At 68.6% G+C, this 20,989-nt stretch carries 18 protein-coding genes and 2 tRNA genes; 7 read left to right on the top strand and 13 right to left on the bottom strand.

All coding sequences use genetic code 11. The features are described 5' to 3' along the window. The 6 genes from AC1DXI_RS08265 to AC1DXI_RS08290 all read right to left on the bottom strand — a co-directional run bounded on the left by AC1DXI_RS08265 (position 1) and on the right by AC1DXI_RS08290 (position 5,541). Positions 1-660, bottom strand: coding sequence for an NAD(P)H-binding protein (locus tag AC1DXI_RS08265; RefSeq protein WP_476938177.1), 660 nt, complete (start codon positions 658-660; stop codon positions 1-3). After that, entirely contained in the window at positions 657-1,460 is an 804-nt protein-coding gene (gene yidC, locus AC1DXI_RS08270) for a membrane protein insertase YidC (RefSeq protein ID WP_476938178.1), read from the bottom strand. The genes AC1DXI_RS08265 and yidC overlap by 4 nt, the downstream gene beginning before the upstream one ends. 550 nt (positions 1,461-2,010) lie before the next feature. Then, positions 2,011-2,087: transfer RNA gene (locus AC1DXI_RS08275), tRNA-Met, on the bottom strand. A gap of 62 nt (positions 2,088-2,149) precedes the next feature. Further along, positions 2,150-2,221: transfer RNA gene (locus AC1DXI_RS08280), tRNA-Thr, on the bottom strand. Positions 2,222-2,419: 198 nt separating this feature from the next. Next, the gene (locus AC1DXI_RS08285; RefSeq protein WP_476938179.1) at positions 2,420-4,501 is read right to left on the bottom strand and encodes a DEAD/DEAH box helicase; all 2,082 of its coding nucleotides are present in this window, start codon (positions 4,499-4,501) and stop codon (positions 2,420-2,422) included. A 386-nt stretch (positions 4,502-4,887) separates the two neighbouring features. Further along, positions 4,888-5,541, bottom strand: a complete 654-nt coding sequence (locus AC1DXI_RS08290) for an MOSC domain-containing protein (RefSeq protein WP_018773602.1) — start codon at positions 5,539-5,541, stop codon at positions 4,888-4,890. A 187-nt stretch (positions 5,542-5,728) separates the two neighbouring features. Here AC1DXI_RS08290 and AC1DXI_RS08295 point away from each other — a divergent pair, with 187 nt between their 5' ends. The 5 genes from AC1DXI_RS08295 to AC1DXI_RS08315 all read left to right on the top strand — a co-directional run bounded on the left by AC1DXI_RS08295 (position 5,729) and on the right by AC1DXI_RS08315 (position 11,047). After that, the gene (locus tag AC1DXI_RS08295; protein ID WP_476938180.1) at positions 5,729-6,325 is read left to right on the top strand and encodes a Tat pathway signal protein; all 597 of its coding nucleotides are present in this window, start codon (positions 5,729-5,731) and stop codon (positions 6,323-6,325) included. Between the two features lie 2 nt (positions 6,326-6,327). Beyond that, entirely contained in the window at positions 6,328-7,539 is a 1,212-nt protein-coding gene (locus AC1DXI_RS08300) for a glutathionylspermidine synthase family protein (RefSeq protein ID WP_476938181.1), read from the top strand. Continuing rightward, complete coding sequence (locus AC1DXI_RS08305; RefSeq protein WP_476938182.1) at positions 7,536-9,068, top strand: APC family permease; 1,533 nt, start codon at positions 7,536-7,538, stop codon at positions 9,066-9,068. The genes AC1DXI_RS08300 and AC1DXI_RS08305 overlap by 4 nt, the downstream gene beginning before the upstream one ends. Before the next feature lie 9 nt (positions 9,069-9,077). Further along, positions 9,078-10,286, top strand: a complete 1,209-nt coding sequence (locus tag AC1DXI_RS08310) for an acyl-CoA dehydrogenase family protein (protein ID WP_476938183.1) — start codon at positions 9,078-9,080, stop codon at positions 10,284-10,286. A 278-nt stretch (positions 10,287-10,564) separates the two neighbouring features. Then, positions 10,565-11,047: a hypothetical protein gene (locus tag AC1DXI_RS08315; RefSeq protein WP_476938184.1), complete on the top strand. Its 483-nt coding sequence runs from the start codon at positions 10,565-10,567 to the stop codon at positions 11,045-11,047. Positions 11,048-11,141: 94 nt separating this feature from the next. Here AC1DXI_RS08315 and AC1DXI_RS08320 read toward each other — a convergent pair whose 3' ends face one another. The 6 genes from AC1DXI_RS08320 to AC1DXI_RS08345 all read right to left on the bottom strand — a co-directional run bounded on the left by AC1DXI_RS08320 (position 11,142) and on the right by AC1DXI_RS08345 (position 18,040). After that, the gene (locus AC1DXI_RS08320) at positions 11,142-11,903 is read right to left on the bottom strand and encodes an SDR family oxidoreductase (RefSeq protein ID WP_476938185.1); all 762 of its coding nucleotides are present in this window, start codon (positions 11,901-11,903) and stop codon (positions 11,142-11,144) included. Positions 11,904-11,954: 51 nt separating this feature from the next. After that, a complete protein-coding gene (locus AC1DXI_RS08325) occupies positions 11,955-13,319 on the bottom strand; it encodes a glycosyltransferase 87 family protein (protein WP_476938186.1) in 1,365 nt (454 codons plus the stop codon). A 102-nt stretch (positions 13,320-13,421) separates the two neighbouring features. Next, positions 13,422-14,783 (bottom strand): MFS transporter, encoded by a 1,362-nt coding sequence (locus AC1DXI_RS08330; RefSeq protein WP_018773594.1) that lies wholly within the window; start codon positions 14,781-14,783, stop codon positions 13,422-13,424. Continuing rightward, on the bottom strand, positions 14,780-15,301 hold the full coding sequence (locus AC1DXI_RS08335) for a winged helix-turn-helix transcriptional regulator (protein ID WP_476938187.1): 522 nt from the start codon (positions 15,299-15,301) through the stop codon (positions 14,780-14,782). The genes AC1DXI_RS08330 and AC1DXI_RS08335 overlap by 4 nt, the downstream gene beginning before the upstream one ends. Positions 15,302-15,428: 127 nt before the next feature. Beyond that, positions 15,429-16,637, bottom strand: a complete 1,209-nt coding sequence (locus AC1DXI_RS08340) for a cystathionine gamma-synthase (RefSeq protein ID WP_476938188.1) — start codon at positions 16,635-16,637, stop codon at positions 15,429-15,431. Positions 16,638-16,654: 17 nt separating this feature from the next. Next, the gene (locus AC1DXI_RS08345; protein ID WP_476938189.1) at positions 16,655-18,040 is read right to left on the bottom strand and encodes a cystathionine beta-synthase; all 1,386 of its coding nucleotides are present in this window, start codon (positions 18,038-18,040) and stop codon (positions 16,655-16,657) included. Between the two features lie 81 nt (positions 18,041-18,121). Between AC1DXI_RS08345 and AC1DXI_RS08350 the strand changes: the two genes are divergently transcribed. Beyond that, complete coding sequence (locus tag AC1DXI_RS08350) at positions 18,122-19,315, top strand: ArsB/NhaD family transporter (RefSeq protein ID WP_476938190.1); 1,194 nt, start codon at positions 18,122-18,124, stop codon at positions 19,313-19,315. A 46-nt stretch (positions 19,316-19,361) separates the two neighbouring features. Here AC1DXI_RS08350 and AC1DXI_RS08355 read toward each other — a convergent pair whose 3' ends face one another. Next, positions 19,362-19,790 carry a VOC family protein gene (locus AC1DXI_RS08355; protein ID WP_476938191.1) on the bottom strand — a complete coding sequence of 143 codons (429 nt, stop codon included), beginning with the start codon at positions 19,788-19,790 and terminating at the stop codon, positions 19,362-19,364. Positions 19,791-19,954: 164 nt separating this feature from the next. Here AC1DXI_RS08355 and AC1DXI_RS08360 point away from each other — a divergent pair, with 164 nt between their 5' ends. Continuing rightward, positions 19,955-20,935, top strand: a complete 981-nt coding sequence (locus AC1DXI_RS08360) for a DNA-3-methyladenine glycosylase family protein (protein ID WP_476938192.1) — start codon at positions 19,955-19,957, stop codon at positions 20,933-20,935. Positions 20,936-20,989 lie beyond the last annotated feature (54 nt).

Here is a 20,989-nt window from a genome sequence, read left to right on the forward strand (position 1 = left end):
TTAGTCCAACGGGTCCAGCGCTGCCGCGAGCGGAAGTGTGCCGTCCCGGAACTCGATGGTGCGCCCGATCGTGGCCGGCAGCCCGAGGACCGCCGCCGCCACCAGGGCAACGTTGGCCCGGGCGGTTTCGGTGCCGTCCGACGTATCGGCGGGGTCGACGTCGATCATCCCGTTGCCGGGTCCCGCGGTCAGCGTTCCGGGGCCCAGGACGGTCCAGTCCAGGCCTGAACCGCGCAGGTACTCATCCGCTGCGGCCTTGGCCTCGGCGTAGGCGAAGAAGCCGTTGTCCGCGGGGACCCCGTGGTCCGGCCCGGCACCGAAATAGGACACCATGACGTACCTGTTGACGCCCGCTTCCGCCGCGGCGTCCATGGAACGGATCGCGGCGTCGCGGTCCACGGCGTAGGTCCGCTCGGGGCTGCCTCCGCCGGCGCCGGCCGACCACACCACGGCGTCGTGTCCGCGGAGGGCTCCGGCGATCTGCGCCGTCGTCGCGTTCTCCACATCCAGCAGCGCTGGCGTGGCGCCAGTGGCCGCGACGTCGGCCGCATGGTCCGGGTTGCGGATGAAGGAGGTGACCTCCTGCCCGTCCGCCGTCAGGATCCTGGACAGTTCCAAAGCCACCTTGCCGTGGCCGCCGATGATTGCGATGCGCGTCATGGTCCCATTCTGTCCCACCGGACCGCGAACTGCTGCCCCATGGTCCACAGGTTGGTGGTGGTCCAGTAGATCAGGACGCCGATGGGGAACACGATTCCGCCCACACCGAAGACGACCGGCAGGCTGTACAGCAGCAACTTTTGCTGGGCCATGAGCGGAGTCGCAACGGCCTCGTAGGACAGGCTCCTGGCCATGATCTGCCGCTGCGTGATCAGCTGCGAAGCCGTCATGGCCAGGATCATCGCAATGGAGAGGACCCACACCGAGACTGGACTGCCGCCGCCGCCGCCGTGCAGCAGCGAGGCCGAGAGCGGGGCGCCGAAGATCGTGGACTGGTCGAACTGCACGACCTGCTCGGCGCTCATGGCTCCGACGCCTTCGCCCTGGCCCGCCGCGGCGCTGATGCCGGACAGCATCTGGAACAGCGCGAAGAAGAAGGGCATCTGGATCAGCAGGGGCAGGCAGGCCGAGAACGGGTTGGTGCCGTGCGCCTTGTAGAGGGCCATCTGTTCCTGCGCCATGGCCTGGCGGGAGAGCGGATCGGTCTTGCCCCGATACTTGTCCTGGAGCTTCTTCAGGTCAGGCTGCAACCGCCTCATGCGCTGCTGGACGTTGACCTGCTTGAGGAACACCGGGATCAGGGCGGCGCGGATGACCAGTACGAGCCCGATGATGGACAGCGTCCACGTCCAGCCGCTGGCCGCCGGCATGCCGATGGCGCTGAGTCCGTCATGGAAGCCCGCCATCATGGCTGAGACCAGCCATTTGAACGGGGCCATGATGGTGCCAAGAAGGTCCACTGATATCCCCAACCGTCAGATGCTGCAAAGGTACGGTGAAACAAACGGCTTGTCACGGGCTCGCGCCGCGGGAGGGCACCCAGTACCAGCGCTTGTACTGGGCCATGGTGGGGGGCAGGTGCGGGTTCTCATAACGCACTCTCAAATACGATCGCCCCCAAGACAGGCGCAAGACAGCCCTACGGCCTGTTGACCCCGCCGTTAGGCTCAGGGCACGGGTACCGGGGATAGGAAGTGGCCGACCAAAGGCCAGGCCTTGATCATGGGCGCTTTCGCGTTGTTGTGGTTGGCCAATGACGTGGTTGCCGTGTTGTGGGAGAGCCGCCCTTCAAGTGGGTTCTACTGGGTTATGCAGGCTCTGAACCTAGCTCTCTTGGCTGTGAGCTTGTGGTTGTACCGCCGAGCCGTGAAGAGTCCGCCGAAGGGCACAGGATAATGTCAGCCGTCATACCGCACAGTGGAGGGATCCGGAAGGATCGGCCCCTGACCCTCCTCCAAGCAGGGAGACAGAAAGACCCCCGGAATCCATGCGGATTCCGGGGGTCTTATCTGGTAGCGGTGGGGAGGCTCGATCTCCCGACCTCACGATTATGAGTCGTGCGCTCTAACCAACTGAGCTACACCGCCGTAAATGAGGAAAACCTGCGCTAAGCCGGTCAAAAACCGCCTTGACACAGGCCCTCATTCAGAGCCCCCCACCGGAATCGATCCGGTGACCTCGTTCTTACCAAGAACGCGCTCTACCACTGAGCTAGGGGGGCAACGAGTAAATACTCTACCGGAAGATTCGCCCACCAACAAATCGGCGGCCGAACGACGTCGGACCGGCCGGAAACAGCGGAAATCCGGGCTCCCAGCGCGGTCCGGGGAGCCCGGACCCGGCTCCCGGGACCGGCCGGCGGCCGCGGCTGTGACCAAGCGAACACGGGGCCGGGAGGCTTAAACAAGAACGGGCCGGCTCAGGGAGCCCGCTGCTCGGAACGCTCGCTGAAGGAGCGGCCGCCACGGTCAGCGGAGGACCGCTCGCCGTCGCCCTTGCGGAATTCGCGCTTGAAGCCGCCGTTGCCCTTGAAGTTGCCGCTGCCGCCGGAGTAGCCGCCACGGTCTCCGCCGCGGTCGCCGCCACGGTTGCCCTGGTAGGAGCCGCGGTCCCCGGCCGGCTTGCGGCCGTTGTCGAGCTCGAGGTGGATCAGCTCGCCGCCGATCCGGGTACGGGACAGTGCCTTGAGCTGATCGGCGCTCAGGTCCGCCGGGAGCTCCACGAGGGAGTGGTCCGAGCGGATGTCAATGCCGCCGATCTGGGCCGAGGAGATGCCGCCTTCGTTGGCAATGGCGCCAACGATGGAACCCGGCATGACGCGCTGGCGGCGTCCGACGGCGATCCGGTAGGTGGCGTTGCCCTCGGTCAGGGTGCGGGTCGGGCCGCGTGAGCCGAAGCCGTCCTTGGAGCGCTCGCGCTTCTGGAACTCGGGCGCTGCCGGCAGTTCCTTGACCAGCAGCGGCTGTCCGCCCTGGGCCATGACGGCCAGTGCTGCGGCGATCTCCGAGGCCGGCACGTTGTGCTCTTCCTCGTAGGAGGAGATCAGGTCGCGGAACGCTGCAACGTCCTCGGACGCGAGGGTCTCCGTGATGCGCTCGGCGAACTTGCCCAGGCGCAGCGTGTTGACGGTCTCGGCCGTGGGCAGGTGCATCTGCTCCACCGGCTGGCGGGTTGCCTTCTCAATGGAACGCAGCAGGTACTTCTCGCGCGGCGTCATGAACAGGATCGCGTCGCCGGAACGGCCTGCACGGCCGGTGCGGCCGATGCGGTGGACATAGGACTCGGTGTCGTGCGGGATGTCGTAGTTGACCACGTGGCTGACGCGCTCGACGTCCAGGCCGCGGGCGGCGACGTCGGTGGCGACCAGGATGTCGATCTTGCCGTCGCGCAGGGCCTCGACCGTGCGCTCACGCTGCTGCTGCGGGATGTCGCCGTTGATGGCGGCAGCCTGGAAGCCGCGCGAGCGCAGCTTGTCGGCGAGGTCCTCGGTGGCCATCTTGGTGCGGACGAAGGCGATGACGCCCTCGAACTCTTCGACCTCGAGGATGCGGGTCAGTGCATCGAGCTTATGCGGGCCCATGACCTGCAGGTAGCGCTGGCGGGTGTTGGCGCCCGTGGTGGTCTTGGACTTGACCTGCACCTCGGCCGGGTTGTTCAGGTACTGCTTGGAGAGCCGGCGGATCTGGCTCGGCATCGTGGCGGAGAACAGCGCAACCTGGCGGCCCGCGGGGGTCTGCTGGAAGATCTGCTCAACGTCTTCGGCGAAGCCCATGCGGAGCATCTCGTCGGCCTCATCGAGCACGAGGTACTGGAGTTCGGACAGGTCCAGGGAACCCTTGGCGATGTGGTCGATGACGCGGCCGGGGGTACCGACAACAACCTGGGCGCCGCGGCGCAGGCCGGCGAGCTGGGGGCCGTAGGCGGAGCCGCCGTACACCGGGAGGACGGTGAAGTCGTCAATGTGCTTGGCGTAGGAGGTGAAGGCCTCGGCAACCTGGAGCGCGAGCTCGCGGGTGGGAGCCAGCACCAGGGCCTGGGTCTTGCGCGACGGGCCGTTGAGGTCGTGGAGCTCGGCCAGGCGGGACAGCGCCGGTACTGCGAATGCTGCAGTCTTACCGGTGCCCGTCTGGGCCAAGCCCACGACGTCGCGGCCTTCGAGCAGCAGCGGGATGGTTGCTGCCTGGATCGGGGACGGCTTCTCGTAGCCGACGTCCTGCAGGGCGGCGAGGACACGGCCGTCGATGCCGAGGTCTACGAACTTGACGCCTTCTTCTTCGGCGTCCTCGTCCTTTGCCGGGGCGGAGGTGGCCTCGGTCTTGGTCTCAGCCTGCGGGGCAGCTTCGGCAGGCTCGGCGGCCGGTGCTACAAAGTTCGCAGGAGCCTCGGTGAATTCCGGGGCGGAGCCGGCTGCGGGGGCAGCCGTTTCAGAAGTCTCGACGTCGCTCTGGCTAGTCGCGGTGGCGAGTTCGGTGTCGACGGAGTTGTTCTGATTTTCGGGCATAGGTGAAATTTCCTCATCCATAGGGGCCAAGCGGCACAACCCGAGGTGAGCGGAGCCGCAGTACGCGTGACACGAGTGCCGGGCGTACGGTTGACCGGCGGGTCACAGAAGTCCGGCGCTTTCGCAATCCCGTGGCAGGACTTCCCGCTGCATCTCTTGGCTGCTATCCCAGCAGTCTGTACAGCGTTTTCTTTTGCCGGCTCTCCCTATGAAAATGCCCGCATCACATTTGCGGGCCCCAACACTTGCCAGTCCTGCCTCAAGAATTGGGCAGGAATAAGGGATTTCCGGAGTGGGGGATATTTCAAGTGTAGGGCATCGAACAGAACAGTGGTAATTGAGAGGCCGACGGCGGCTGGTGAGCTTGCGCACACCGGCCCCCACACCTAGACCCCGAGACGGCGCTGCAGCTGCTCGAACCTCTGGTGGTACTCGGGCTGGAGGCGGATCTGGCCGTCGGCGTCGGCGTCGCGCAGGGCCTCCATGTCCTCCAGGGTGGGATCGGTGAACCACTTGGCGATTGTCACGCCGTGGGCAGGGACAAAGAGCCGGTGGATGTGGTCTCCGGCTTCGATGCTGCCGGTCCGGACCACCCGGAGGTAGGTGCCCACCCTGCCGGCCTCGGTGAACCGCTGGACCCAGTGTGGCTCGCCCATCCGCCGCTGGAACGTGGCGCAGGGGATGCGCGGGGAGGTGACTTCCACCTCGACGTCCAGTCCGATCTTCCAGCGTTCGCCGATTACGGCATTGGAGGCGTTGAGGCCCGTGATCCGCAGGTTTTCGCCGAAGATGCCCGCCGGCATATCCCGCCCGAGCTCGCCGGCCCAGTAGTCGGCGTCGTCCTGCGAATACGCGTAGAGTGCCTGGTCCTCGCCGCCGTGGTGGATCCTGCTGGCCTGGACATCACCGCGCAGGCCAAGTTTGTGGACTTTCACCGGTCCATCAACCGGGCGCTTGTCGATCGCGGTGACCCCGACGCTGCCGGGATCATCGAGCAGCTGGTGAACCCTGCAGACAGCAAGCACGGATGCGGTTTCCATGGCACCAGTGTAGGCCTGCGGCGCGCCCGCGGCCCGGGACCCAGTGCCGGTACGCTTCCCCCGCGCCCGCTGCAGACACGGCTAGCCCTTTCCATCGCCCCGGATCCGGAGGCCGGTTAGGCTGGCGTCGGGAAAAGCACGCAAGCCTTCCGCGGGATATCCTGCGGCCAGACGTGAGGGGACACATTTGGGCCGAAACGACGAGCACCCGGACGCGCCGCGGCCGGACCGGAAGCAGCCTCCGTGGCAGATTCCACAGCCTGAGCTCCGGCCCGAGCTGCAGAACCAGTCCGGCCAGCCCGCGCCGGGACTTCCGGCAGACGCCACTGCCCCCGCCGTCATTGACCCCTTCGCCCTGGAACGCGAGCGCGGCCTGGCGGGCGCGGCGGCGCGGAAGAAGCGCTTGCAGCGCCGTACCGTCGTCGTCGGGCTGGGCGTCACGGCGCTCCTGGCCGGCACGATCACCGCAATGGTGGCCAGCAACGAGGACGAGGCCGACTACGCGCAGGTGTGCTTCAACGACGACACCGGCGAGCGGGTCGATGATGCCCAGTGCAACAACAACAGCAGCACGGACGGCCGCAGCTCCGGCATCTACGCCTGGTACTTCTACTCCCGCGGCGCCAGCGTGCCCGGATTGGGCCAGAACCGGTCGGGCTACCCCAGCTACAGCAGGACCGTTCCCACTGGAGCCAAGGCGTCCACGGGGTACAGCCCCACGGGCGGCACGGTCAGCAGGGGCGGCTTCGGCGGCAGCGCCAAGGGCGGAAGCACAGGAGGCTAGGGATGAAACGACTGGGATCCGCGCCGCGGCCGGACTGGAAAGAGCGGGTTGAAGCACAGGGCCTGGTTTTCTCCACCACGGCCCTGCCCGACGGCACGAACGTCGAGTACTGGCACGAAGGCGCCTACTACGAATTCACCATGGACGAAGTGGAGACCCTCGAACAGGCCGCGGAGGACATGCACCGCATGTGCCTCGAGGCCGCGAAGTTCCTCGCCACCGGCGCCATGGGCAACATCGGGATCGGGCCGCAGGCACTGGAACTGGCGGCTGCATCGCTGCAGGCCGGCGATGTGGACGTCTACGGCCGCTTCGACTTCGTCTACGACGGCCGGGGCGGCCCGGCCAAGATGCTGGAGTACAACGCGGACACCCCTACCGGACTCATTGAGGCCGCCGTCGCCCAGTGGTTCTGGCTGCAGGACGTCTTTCCCGATAAGGACCAGTGGAACGGCATCCATGAAGCCCTCATCCGGCAGTGGAAGAGGCTGCAGTACCGCACCGGCATGAGCACCCTCCACGTCGCCCACTCCGAGGCGGAAGAGTCCGGCGAGGACTGGATGACGGCGGCCTACATGCGGGACGTCGCGAGCCAAGCCGGCTGGACCACCATCGGCATCAACATGTCCGACATCGGCTGGGATCCGAACCTCAACCGCTTCGTGGACCTGGACAACTTCATGATCAGCACCATGTTCAAGCTCTACCCCTGGGAACTGATGATGAAGGAGCCGTTCGGGCAGCGGCTGCTGCAGCGCGCCCACAATCCGCGCTGGGTGGAGCCGGCCTGGAAGATGCTCCTGTCCAACAAGGCCCTGCTCGCGGCGCTCTGGCACCTCTACCCGGACCACCCCAACCTGCTTCCGGCCTATCTTGACGGCCCCGGGCCGCTCAAGGAGTGGGTGGCCAAGCCGCTGCACGGCCGCGAAGGGGACAACATCAGGATCCACGCCGCCGGCATCGACCTCGAACAGCCCGGCGGCTATGGCCGGGAAGGCTGGTGTTACCAGCAGTTCCACGCCCTTCCCGATTTCGACGGCAACCGCCCGGTGCTCGGCCTCTGGGTGGTCGACGGCGAATCGGTCGGCTGCGGCATCCGCGAATCGGACGGGCCCATCACCGACTACTTCTGCCGCTTCGTGCCCAACACGATTGACGCGCCCGCCCCGACCTCGAACCAGGCCCACTCCAGCAAGGCAGGTATTGCCCTATGAGCACCCGAACCACGACGACGGCCGGCGGCTCCGGTGGTCCCGCCGCGGTTCCCGCCAAGGGGCTGCGCGCCGGGATCCTGGATCTCGGAGACTCCGTCATGTTGGGGCTGGCCTCCACCGCGCCGGTCTATTCGCTCGCGGCGACCCTGGGACTGATCGTGGCTGTGAACGCCAACTACACTCCGTTGATCCTGCTGCTGGGCTTCGTGCCGGTGCTCTTCATCGCCTTCGCCTTCCGTGAGCTCAACAGCGCCATGCCGGACTGCGGGACCACCTTCATCTGGGCCGGCCGGGCGTTCGGTCCCTGGGCCGGCTGGCTGGGCGGGTGGGGCGTGGCCCTGGCCGGCGTCGTGGTCCTGGCCAATCTCGCCCAGGTCGCCGGGCAGTACCTGTGGCTGCTGATCGGCGACGGTTCGCTGGCCGGGAACAGCCTCGTGGTCACCGCCACCGGCGTGCTGTTCATCGTGTTCATGACCCTTGTGAACTACCGCGGCATCCGCCTCGGGGAACATGTCCAGCGGGTCCTGACCTACGTGCAGTACCTCTCGCTGGGCATCTTCGCGATGGCAATCATCTTCCGGATCGCGGGAGGGGTGCCCGGCGGGGCCACCGGCCAAGCCTTCGATCTTGAGTGGTTCAACCCCGCCGGTGCGTTCGCTGATCCCGGCGCGGTGGTGCACGGTGCCATGCTGGCCCTGTTCATCTACTGGGGCTGGGACACCTGCCTCGCGGTGAACGAGGAGACCGAGAACCCTGCCACCACGCCCGGCCGCGGCGCCGTCATTTCGGCGCTAGTCCTCGTGGCGATCTACGTCTCTGTGGCCCTCCTGGTGATGATGTATGCCACGGTGGGCACAGAAGGCATAGGGCTGGGCAACGAGGCCAACCAGGACGATGTCTTCCTCGCCATGAAGGACGTGGTGCTGGGCCCCTGGGGCTGGCTGATCGTCGTCGCCGTCCTGGCGTCGGTGCTGTCCTCAACCCAGACCACCATCCTTCCCACGGCCCGCGGCACCTTGTCGATGGGCGTGCACGGAGCCGTGCCGCGCAGGTTCGGCGAGGTCCACCCGCGCCACCAGACGCCGGGGTATTCCACCCAGGTTATGGGCGCCGCGGCCGTCGCCTATTACGTCCTGATGAGCGTCCTGAGCGAGAACCTGCTCGCCGACTCCATCAGTTCGATCAGCTTGTTCATCGCGTTCTACTACGCCCTGACCGGTTTCGCCTGCATCTGGTACTTCCGCGCGACCCTGCGCGGCTCGGCCCGGAACTTCTGGTTCCGCGGCGTCATGCCCCTGCTCGGCGCTCTTATGCTGACTGCGGCATTCTTCGTCTCGGCGGTGCAGATGTGGGATCCGGACTACGGTGACACGCAGATCTTCGGCGTCGGCGGGGCCTTCATCAGTGGCGTGCTGCTCCTGGGGCTGGGCGTGGCGCTGGCCGCCGTCTGCCGTTTCGCGCCGTCCACGCGGGGCTACTTTCTCCAGCACCAGCCCGCCGCCGGCACGCCACTGCAGGTGCGGCCGTAGGATGCTGGCATGAGCAACGAAGCTGGCATGAGCAATGAGGCCAACCTTTCCGACGTCTCCGATGTCCTGGCCATCGATTCCCTGCTGAGCGCCCAGGAGCGCACCGTGCGCGAACGCGTCCGCGATTTCACGAACCAGCGGATCCGGCCGGGTATCGCCGGCTGGTACGAGGACGCCGTGTTCCCCCTCGAGCTCGCCCCGGAACTTGGCGAGCTCGGCGTGCTCGGCATGCACCTGGAGGGGTACGGCTGCCCCGGCCGCTCCGCCGTCGAATATGGCCTCGCGGCCATGGAACTCGAGGCCGGCGATTCGGGCATCCGCACGTTCGTCTCCGTGCAGGGCTCCCTCGCCATGACGGCCATCCACAAGTGGGGCTCCGAGGACCAAAAGCAGGAGTGGCTCCCCCGGATGGCCGCCGGCGAACTGATCGGCGCGTTTGCCCTGACCGAACCCACGGCAGGCTCGGACCCTGCCTCGATGAAGACCTTCGCCCGCCGCGACGGCTCCGGCGACGACGCCGGCTGGATCCTGGACGGCGCCAAACGCTGGATCGGGCTCGCCTCCGTGGCGGGCGTGCTGGTGGTGTGGGCCATGACCGACGACGGCGTGCGCGGCTTCCTCGTCCCCGCCGGCACCGCGGGCGTCACCGCGACGCCGATCGGTCAGAAGCTCTCGATGCGCGCCTCCATCCAGTGCGACATCACGTTCGACGCCGTCCGGCTGGGCCCCGAGGCGCTGCTGCCGGCGGCGCGCGGGCTGCGCGGCCCGTTCACCTGCCTCAACGAGGCCCGGTACGGGATCGCGTGGGGTGCGATGGGTGCCGCCCGGGATTCCTACGAGGCTGCCCTGGCCTACTCCCAGGAGCGGCTGCAGTTCGGCAAGCCGCTGGCCGGGTACCAACTGACGCAGGAGAAACTCGTGAACATGGTCCTGGAGATCCAGAAGGGCACGCTCCTGGCCCTGCACCTGGGCCGGCTCAAGGACGCCGGCAGGCTGCATCCGGAGCAGATCTCGCTCGGCAAGCTGAACAACGTGCGGGAGGCGCTCGCCATTGCCCGGGAGGCGCGCACTATTCTGGGCGGCAACGGCATCACGCTGGACCATTCCCCTTTGCGGCACGCCGCCAACCTGGAATCCGTCCGCACCTACGAAGGCACCGACGAGGTCCACACCCTGATCCTGGGCCAGCACATCACGGGCCTCCCCGCCTTCCGCTAAGCCCGGGGAGGGGCATGCCACGGCAGTGTTTGTTGACCGTGGGCCCAGCCATCCGGCGAAGAAGAACTGAACTGCGCGGTCGCCCGGATCCCGCGAAGACGGTCCCGGTCGCGCGATACGGATGAGGCCAGTGATGCAAGTGGTGACTGCTGGGTTTTCGGGTAGCCAGCACTCGTGTTCTCCCTGGGGCGCATTCGTACAGTGGTGCCATCGCCACCGGACCGGAGGCAGCCAAATGCCCGGCGGGCCGGGCAGGCTGCCAAGTAAAGGGGGACATCATGAGTCTCAATGCAAAGCCAGCCGCGTGGACGCTTCGGCTCCTTCCGGCACGTCACGCCACGGCCAGCGCGGACGTGAACGACCGGGACATTTCCGCCGCTGGCCAGGGACCCCGCCGGTACCGCGCCCGCATCAGCGCAGCACTCGTCCTGGACCGCAACCGACTTCAGGAGAGCACAGGGACGCTCCAGTCCTGGAGGTTCCACGACTTCGTCAGCACATTCCAGCTCATGCTTCCCCATCGGGTCGAAAAGATTCACCAGGCCTTGGCCGTCGGGGACTGGGAGGACGCGCGCCTCGCCGCCCAAAGCCTGTCCTGGTCCGCATCCAAGGCCGGTGCGTGCCGGCTCGAACTCATCGCCGACCTCATTGATGCCGACCTCCGGTCCGGACGCAACGCCCGGGCACGGGAGACGGCCCGCCTCCTCCAAGGCGCCGCCACGGAACTGGCAACAGCCCTCACCCGGCTGAGCGCCGGCTGACCGGATCCGGCCGCCACCGGATGCTGTCCCAACACCACACCGACCGTGACGTGTCATGCCAGCCCGGCTTCCGATCAGGCGGGGTCAGGGTCCCTCAGGCGGAGAATCCGCCGTCGGCTTTGACCAGCTGCCCGGACATCCAGCGGCCCTCGGCCGAGAGCAGGAACGCGACGGTGCCGGCCACGTCCGCCGGTGTGCCCAGCCGGCCGCCGGGGTGCCGCCGGGCCAGTTCGTCACGGAGCGGCTCATCCATCCAGCCGGTATCCACCGGTCCCGGGTTCAGGACGTTGGCGCTGATCCCGAGCGGGCCGAGCTCCCGGGCGGCGGCGATCACGATCCGGTCCAGGGCGCCCTTTGATGCCCCGTAGGGCAGGTTGAAGGCGGTGTGGTCGCTGGTCAGCGCCACGATGGCCCCGCCGTCGGGACCGGCCTGCCGGGCGAATGCGGCAATCAACTGCCAGCTGGCCCGGGTGTTGACCGCAAAGTGCCGCTCGAAGCTCTCCAGGGATGTGTCCAGGATGGACGAGTCCACGGATTCGGCGTGGCTGAGCACCAGTCCGTGCAGGGTTCCGGCCTCCGCCGCGGCGGCGGACATCAGCCGGTCCACGGCCTGCGGGTCCTGGAAATCCGCCGGCAGAGCCACGACGGCGGCGCCGGTCGCCTGGAGCTCGGCGGTGAGGCGTTCGACGTCGTCCGGCTGGACTCCCCACGGCATCCGGGTGTCGTAGTCCTGCCAGTACGTCAGCACGAGGTCCCAGCCGTCCGCAGCGAGGCGGCGCGCGATGCCGGCGCCGATTCCGGCGAGGCGGCCGACCCCGGTGACAAGGGCCGTCTTACGTGCGTCAGGGGAGCTCATGCCGAACAGCCTAGCGGCGGCGGCCGGCGTGGCGTGTACTAAGCGCGGCGCCTACGAGGAGACTGGGGAAGTGGGGACGGCGGCCCGGGCGTCGCGTTCAGCAGCCGGTTCGGGGGCAAGGTCCGGCTCCGGTCCCAGCGGGTCCCGCCGGAGGGCCACAAGCCAGCACACCAGCAGGGCCAGGGCGCAGAAGACGCCGGCGCTGGAGGCCATGATCCACACCCCGGGCGTCTGGATGTCGAGGTTTTCGGCGCCGAGGGCCGTGCCGATGGTCTTGGGCGAGAAAAGGAACACGAGGATCGACAGGCCCAGCACGCCTCCCATGGTCCAGCGCATCCCGACGTACCGGCGCGGAGCTTCCCGCAGGGTCCAGGCGAAAGCCGGAAAGACCGCCGCGACCCACACCCAGTGGTGGGACCACGAGACCGGGCTGATCAGCAGCATGGTGAGCGCCGTCGCCGATACGGCCACGACGCGGGCGCCCTGATCGCTGGCGGCCTTGATCACGGCGGCACCCACGGCCACAACCGCCAGGCTCAGCAGCAGCCATGGCACGGTGACGTGCGCTTCCGGGACCCCGAAGTGCAGCAGGGCGCCCTTAATGGACAGGTTGTCCACATAGCCCGCTCCGCCCATCCGGGAGGTGTCCGGCAGCATCTGGAGCCAGAACTGCAGGGATTCGGCGGGCCGGAGCAGCCAGCCGGCCACCACGGTGGCGGAGAAGCCCGCGGCCATATTGCCCAGCCCGCGCCAGTCCTTGCGGACCAGGTAGTAGAGCCCGAACACCAGGGGCGTCAGCTTGATGCCTGCCGCGACGCCCACCAGGAAGCCGCTGCCCGGGAAACCGCGGGCCCAGCGCCGGTTGCGGGCCAGCAGGTCCACGGCGATCAGGCCCATCAGCAGGGCATTGATTTGACCGAACACCAGGGTCTCGCGCCAGGGTCCCAGGTTGAGGACCGCCAGGACCAGGACGGCGGCGGCCCAGCCGTTGCCCGGAGCCCGGAAGGTGTCGCGCCAGGAGGCCTTCGCGTTCCAGTACCGGACCGTACGGACCGCGGCCAGGACCGCCACCCCGGCGCCGGCGGCGTTGAACAGGGTCAGCGCCGCCGCCAGGGGCAGCCGGGCCAAAAGGCCGAAGAGGATGGCGGCGAACGGCGGGTAGGTAAACATCAGCGTCGGTCCGCCGGCCCAGTCCACGTTGCCCGCATACAGGGCTGAGGGTGCCGCGCCGGCGTCGTTGAGGATTTTGCCGCCGTACCAGTAGACGCTGAAGTCCAGGCCGTGCTTGCCCCAGACTCCGAGCGAGATCCAGATGAAGTAGCCCACCGCGGCGATGGCCAGGATGACGGAGAGCCGGAACAGGTGCACGACGGGCGAGTGCCGCGCCGGGCTGTGGTCTGAAGCGGGCACTGACATGAATTCCCCCATCGGGCTGCTGGTGTAGACGCTGGCCGTTTGGTCGGTTCCGTCCGGGGCGGCGCAAACGCGCCCTCGCTGTCGGCTCAGTCTACAGAACAGCTACGCCGGGACCGGGACGGACTCCGGCTTCCGGGCGTCCTTGCGGATGGTGGCGCTGATGACGGCAGCGATGGTGCACATGGCAGCGGCGGCAAACCAGGCGTACGTGTACTGGCCGGTGGCGTCCCGGACCGCCCCGGCCGCGAGGGCCGCGGCGGCCGCGCCGAGCTGGTGGGCCGCGAACACCCAGCCGAACACGACGCTCCCGTCGGCGCCGAACACCTGGCGGCAGATCGCGGCGGTCGGCGGGACCGTGGCGACCCAGTCCAGGCCGTAGATGACCACGAACACAATCATGCTGGGCTGGACGGTGGCGCTGAGCAGCAGCGGCAGGACCAGCAGCCCGATCCCGCGGAACTGGTAGTACACGGCGAGCAGGATCCGGGGGTTGAAGCGGTCCGTGAGCCACCCGGAGGCGATAGTGCCGATGATGTCGAAGAGGCCGACGACGGCGAGCAGGCCCGCCGCGGTGGTTTCGGGCATGCCGTGGTCGTGGGCGGAGGGGATGAAGTGGGTGCCGATCAGCCCGTTGGTCGTCGCGCCGCAGATCGCGAAGCCGGCCACCAGGGCCCAGAAGGTACGCACTTTGCTGGCCCGTTTAAGGACCTGCAGGGCACGGACGGCGGCGTTCCGGCGGGGCTCCTGCGCGTCCTGCCCGGCGGCCGGTCCCGTCGGTTCGGGCCCGCTGGACTCCTTGGCGGCGTTCGGGTCGGCGGCCGGCGGCGTCGCCCCGTAGGGCAGAACGCCAACCTCGGCCGGGGAGTTCTTCAGGAACATCAGCACCAGCGGCACCACGGCCAGCGCGCCGGCACCGATGAGCAGCGAAGCCTGCCGCCAGCCCGGGTCCTGGGCCAGGGCCGCGATAAAGGGCAGGAACACGAGCTGTCCGGCGGCGCTGCCGGCGGTGAGGATGCCGATTACCAGGCCGCGGCTCTTGGCGAACCAGGTGTTGGCGATGGTCGCGGCGAAGACCAGCGCCATGGACCCGGTGCCGAGCCCGATCAGCAGCCCCCACGTCAGCAGGATCTGCCAGGACTGGGTCACGAGCACTGTCAGTGCGCTGCCGGCGCCGATCAGCACCAGGGCCACGGCCGTGACTGCGCGGATGCCGAAGCGTTCCATGAGCGCTGCCGCGAACGGCGCCGTGAGCCCGAAAAGCACCAGGTTGATGCTGACCGCGGCGGAGAGCACGGTGGTGGACCAGCCGAACTCGTTCTGCAGCGGCACCATCAGCACACCCGGCGCTGCCCGGAACCCTGCCGCGCCGACGAGCGCGAGGAAAGCCACGGCGGCAACGATCCACGCCGGGTGGATGCGGCGGCGGACCGGCGCCGGGGTCAGGGTGGTTTCGGGGGCACTCATGCGGCGGTTCCGTTCTGGACAGGGGTCCCGATGCCGGCCGAGGCCAGCGGCACGGGGTCCGTGGTGCGGGAAAGGCTGTGCCAGCTCGTGTTGGCGGCCGTCAGCGGTTCCCCGCAGGCCGTGCACGTGTCAGCCGAGGAGGTCCTCTCCCCGCAGCCGCTGTGGATGACGAACATGTGGGCCTGCCCGGACGGGGCCGGGAGATGCTTTTCGGCCCAGATCACGACGGCGTTGAGTACCGGCAGGGCGTCTTGGCCCATGGCGGTGAGGACGTATTCCTGGCGGGTGCGGCCGCCGTCGTCGTAGGGCCGCCGGATCAGGAGCCCGGCGGCGACGAGCCCGGCGAGCCGCTTGGTGAGCACGGAATCGGCCGCCCCCAGCCGGGCCTTCATGGCCTCGAAGCGGCCGTTGCCGAAGAACACCTCACGCAGGACGAGCATGCTCCAGGGATCGCCCAGGATGTCGAGGCCGCGGGCCATGCTGCAGGTCCGCTGGGACCAGTCCGATCGAAGTGCCATGCGGCCCACCCTAGCTGACTCTCTTAGAGAAAGCTAGGGTGGTCCGGCGGAAGGAGGCGGGCGTCTGGTCAGCTGCGCATCAGCCGCGGGTGCGGCTAGCTGCGGGTGCGGTCAGCTGCGGGTGCGGCTAGCTGCCGGAGGCCAGGGAGGAGATCGCGGCGTCGAGGTCGGCGATCAGGTCCTCCACGTCCTCGATGCCGCACGAGAGCCGGATCAGGTTGACCGGGACCGCCAGTTCGGTGCCCTTGACCGAGGCGTGGGTCATTTCGGACGGGTAGTTCATGAGCGATTCGATCCCGCCCAGGGACTCCGCCAGGGTGAACACGGAGGTCGATTCGGCCACCTTGCGCGCCGCGGCCTCGCCGCCCTTGAACTGCACGGAGATCATGCCGCCGAACTTCTTCATCTGCTTCCTGGCCAGCTCGTGGCCCGGGTGGGAGGGCAGGCCCGGGTAGAGCACGGCCTCGACCTCGGGGCGCTGCAGCAGCCATTCGGCCACGGCCTGGGCGTTGTCGCTGTGCCGGTCCATGCGCACCCCGAGGGTCTTCAGGCCGCGGGTGGTGAGGAAGGCGTCCATCGGCCCGGACACGGCGCCGACGGCGAACTGGACGAAGCCGATCTTCTCCGCGAGTTCCGGGTCGTTGACCACGATCGCGCCGCCAACGACGTCGGAGTGGCCGCCGATGTACTTGGTGGTGGAATGCACCACCACATCGGCGCCGAGGGCGAGCGGGGTCTGCAGGTACGGGGAGGCAAAGGTGTTGTCCACCACGAGGAGCGCGCCGGCGTCGTGCGCCACCTTCGCGAGCGCCTCGATGTCGGTGATCTTCATCATCGGGTTCGACGGGGTCTCCACCCACACCAGTCGGGTCTTGCCGCCGCCGTCGGCGCTGCCGCCTGCCGCGACGGCGGCTGCGACGGCGTCGAGGTCGGACATGTCCACCGGGGTGTTGCCGATGCCCCACTCCCCCAGGACCCGGCTGATGAGCCGGTACGTGCCGCCGTAGGCGTCGTTGCCGAGCACAATGTGGTCCCCGGGGCGGGTGAGGGCGCGGATCATCGAGTCTTCGGCGGCCAGGCCGGAGCCAAAGGAGAACGCGGCGCTCCCGCCTTCCAGGGCCGCCAGCTGTTGCTGCAGCGAGTCACGGGTGGGGTTGGTGCCCCGGCCGTATTCGTAACCGGCCCGCAGCCCGCCGATGCCGTCCTGGGCATAGGTCGAGGAGAAGTGCACGGGGGGCACCACCGCCCCGGTGCGGGGCTCAAACGCCTGGCCGGCGTGGATGGCGCGGGTGTTGAAACCCTGGTTTTTCGAGGACGGGCTTTCAGGCACAGACATGGGACTCCTTGAACTGGTCAGTTGCTGAGGTACGCGAGGAGGTCGTGGCGGGTCAGGATCCCCACCGGAGCGCCGACAAACGTCACCATGAGGGTGTCGGCATCGGAGAGGAGTTCGCGGGCGGTCGAGATCGATTCGAGCGAGCCGATCACGGGGAGCCGGGCCTCCATGTGTTCGGAGATCTTGTCCGAGAGTTTGGCCTCGCCGCGGAAGAGCTTGGCCGTGAGGGTGCGCTCGTCCACGGCGCCCAGCACCTCGCCCATGACGACGGGCGGTTCCTGCGACAGGACGGGGATGTGCGAGACGCCGTACTCGTTCATGATGTTGATGACATCGCGGACGGACTCGTTCGGGTGGATGTGGACGAGGTCCGGGAGTTCGCCGGTCTTGGCCTTGAGGATCTCGCCCACCGAGGCCTCGTCGCCGCCGGCCAGGAAGCCGTAGGAGCGCATCCACTGGTCGTTGAAGATCTTCGCCAGGTAGCCGCGGCCGGAGTCCGGCAGGATGACCACGACGACGGCGTCGGCCGGCAGGTCCTTGGCGACCTCCAGGGCGGCCACGACGGCCATGCCCGAGGACCCGCCCACCAGCAGGCCTTCCTCGCGCGCCAGCCGGCGCGTCATGGCGAAGGAGTCGGCGTCGCTGACGGCAATGACGTCGTCCGGGACGGACTTGTCGTAGTTGGCCGGCCACATGTCCTCCCCGACGCCCTCGACGAAGTACGGGCGTCCCGTGCCGCCGGAGTACACCGAGCCGGCGGGATCCGCGCCGATGATCTTCACGACGCCGCCCTCGGCCCCGGGCCGCCCGGCGGAGACTTCCTTGAGGTACCGGCCGGTGCCGGTGATCGTGCCGCCGGTCCCGGCGCCGATCACGCAGTGCGTGATGCGGCCGTCGGTGTCGTGCCAGATCTCAGGGCCCGTGGTTTCATAGTGGCTGGCCGGGGCGGCGGGGTTGGAGAACTGGTCCGGCTTGTAGGCCCCCGGGATTTCGGTCACGAGCCGGTCGGAGACGCCATAGTAGCTTTGCGGGCTGTCCGGCGGGACGGCGGTGGGCGTGACCACCACCTCCGCGCCGTAGGCCTGGAGCACGGCCCTCTTGTCCTCGCCGACCTTGTCCGGCACGACGAAGATGCAGCGGTAGCCCTTCTGCTGCGCCACGAGCGCCAAACCGACGCCGGTGTTGCCCGAGGTGGGCTCCACGATCGTGCCGCCGGGCAGGAGCTGGCCCGTTCGTTCGGCCTCCTCGATCATCTTGACCGCGATGCGGTCCTTGATCGAACCGCCGGGGTTCAGGTATTCGAGCTTCACCAGGACCGTGGCTGCGATGCCATCGGTCACGTGGTTGAGTTTGACGAGCGGCGTATGGCCAATGAGGTCCAGGACGGACGGGGCGTACTTCATAGGTACAAAGTTACCGTCTCCGGCGCGGCAGGCACGTCGGCGCGGCCGCGGTGCTGCCAAGGCTCTGGAAGGTGCGAGGATATGGCGGTGAAGAGGATTGCCCGGCTGAAGAAGTTCAGGAGCTATGCGCTGCCCGCGGGCATGCTGCTGGCCGGGTGCGCGGCGCTGGCGTCCGGGCTGCTGCCGGTCCCCGCCTTCCAGGCGCTGGCAGCACGCACCGTGCCGATACTGGCGTTCGTGGTCGCGATGTCCCTTGTCACCGAGCTGGTGGATGAGGCCGGGCTCTTCCGCGTCGTCACGGAGCGGCTGGCCGCCCTGGGCCGCGGCCGCGTCCTCTTGCTGTGGTTCCTCGCTATCGCCCTCGCCACCGTTTCCACGGTGTTCCTGTCGCTGGATACGACGGCGGTGCTGGTGACTCCCGTCGTCGTGCTGCTGGCCATTCACGCCCGCATTCCGCCGCTGCCGTTCGCGCTGACCACGGTGTGGCTGGCGAACACGGCCTCGCTGCTGCTGCCGGTCTCCAACCTGACCAACCTGCTCGCGCAGGAGCGGCTCAACCTCAGCCCCGCCGCATTCGCTTCGCTCGTGTGGGCCCCGGCCCTGGTGGGCATCCTCGTGCCGCTGGTGCTCCTGTGGCTGGCATTCCGGAAGGACCTGCGCGGCACGTACGGCCCCCAGCCGGTCCGAAAGGCGCGGGACCGGGTGCTGCTGTACGCGGCATCGGGGGTCATGGTGGTCCTGCTGCCGGCGCTGGTGTCCGGGGTGCCGGTGCAGATCCCGGCGCTCGCGGCGGCTGCGGCCCTGCTCCTGCTTTTCCTCTGGCGGCGGCGCTCCGCCCTGCGCTGGTCCATGATTCCGTGGCGCCCGCTGATGCTCACGTCCGGGCTGTTCATGGTGGTGGAAACCCTGCACGCCAACGGGCTCACCCAGTTCCTGACCGGGATCGCCGGCACGGGCGAGAGCCTGCCGGCGCTCCTGCAGCTCGCCGGCCTGGGCACCGGGGCAGCCAACGCGGTCAACAACCTCCCCGCCTATCTGGCCCTGGAACCCGTGGGCGGCTCCCCGGCCCGGCTGGCGGCCCTGCTGATCGGCGTGAACCTGGGCCCGCTGGTGACCCCGTGGGCGTCCCTGGCCACGCTGCTGTGGCACGAACGGCTCCGCTCCCTGAACGTCGAGATCCGCTGGGGAGGCTTCGCCCTGGCCGGTGTGGCCGCCGTCGTTCTCACCGTCCCCTTGGCGGTCGTGGCGCTGTGGCTCACCACCGGGATGCAGTGAGGTCGACGTACTGAGGCCCGGCTGCCCGGCGTGCCCGGCTGCCGCGTCAGGCGCCGATGTCGTTCCCGGCGTTCGCTGCCCCGGCGCCGCCCTCGCGCGGGGCGCTCTGCCAGAGACCGACCACATTGCCTTCGGTGTCCCGGAAGTAGGCGGCCCAGCCCATGGTGCCGATCGCCTCCCGCGGCAAGACGGTGCTGCCGCCCAGGGACGTGATCTTCTCCAACGCCGCGTCAATGTCATCGACGTCCACCGTGACCACGGGGGATGTGAGGTCGCCTTCGCGGCGAAACATGCCGCCGTTGATGGAGCCCGGTACGGAGGGCATGCCGTTGGCATCCGTCGGCGTCGTCTTGATCATGGCGTAGCTCATCTCCGGCACCTGGCTTAGCTCCCAGCCGAACGCCGAACTGTAGAACTCCCGTGCGCGGCCCTCGTCGTCTGCGGGGATTTCGAAATGTACCACTCCACCAGCCATCACACTCTCCTAAGAACAAGGATTCGGGGCCAAGAGGCGGGCGCGGACACACCACGCCACAGCCGGATTTTAGCCCCGGCAGCGCCGGAGGTTAAGGGCCCTACGGCCCGGGCGTCCTTGCCGCGGATGCCGCCGCTGTCAGCGGGCCGTGGGAACATATTCGAATGAGCCTTGCAGACGCCCCCGCAGGCATTGCCGCCGCGGCGGACGCCTCATTGCGGTGGCACCCGGGCGGCCCGTTCGACTTGATGCAAACCATCGGCACGCTCCTGCGCGGCCACGGCGACCCGTCCATCCGCACCGCCCCGGACGGGATCTGGTTCGCGTTCACGACGCCGCACGGTCCGGCCACGCTGCGCCTGGCAACGGCCGGGACGCGGGCGGACCCTGCCGTGGACGCGCAGGCCTGGGGTCCCGGAGCGGGGGACGCCGTCGATTCCGTCCCGCGCATGCTCGGGAACGGGGACGACTGGTCCGGCTTCGACGAGCCCGCATTCCACGCCACACTCCCGCGCATGGTGGTTGAAGCCCGACGCCGGAACCTCGCGATCCGGCTGCCTGCAACCGGGCGGATGATCGACTCACTGGTGCCGACCATCCTCGAGCAGAAGGTCACCGTCATCGAGGCCCGCCGCGGGTACCGCTACCTGATGTACCGCTTCGGGACGGCGGCGCCGGGTGCCGGCACCGTCGCGCCCGCCAATCTCCTGGTCCAGCCGACGGCAGCGCAGTGGCTGCACATCCCGTCCTGGGAATGGCACAAGGCCGGCGTGGGCCCGCAGCGTTCGGGCACCGTCATGCGGGCGCTGCGTTCCGCCGTCGCGCTGGAACGGCTCGCCGCCCTCCCCGCCGCGGAGGCGGCGGCCAAGCTGCAGACCCTGCCCGGAATCGGGGTGTGGACGGCGGCGGAGGTGGTGCAGCGCACGCACGGCTGCCCGGACTCGATTTCGGTGGGCGACTACCACCTCGCGGCCTACGTGGGCGCCGCCCTGACCGGCCGCAGGACGGACGACGCCGGCATGCTCAGGCTGCTGGCCCCCTGGGCGGGGCACCGGCAGCGGGTGGTCAGGATGCTCGGGCTGAGCGGCTTCCGGAAACCGACCTTCGGCCCGCGCATGACCATCCAGGACCACCGCGGCCACTGAAAGCAACGCGGGGTCACTTACGGCCTATCCGCCGCGCTTTCATGGGCGCTAAGT

Source organism: Arthrobacter sp. P1_H7, from assembly GCF_056405215.1.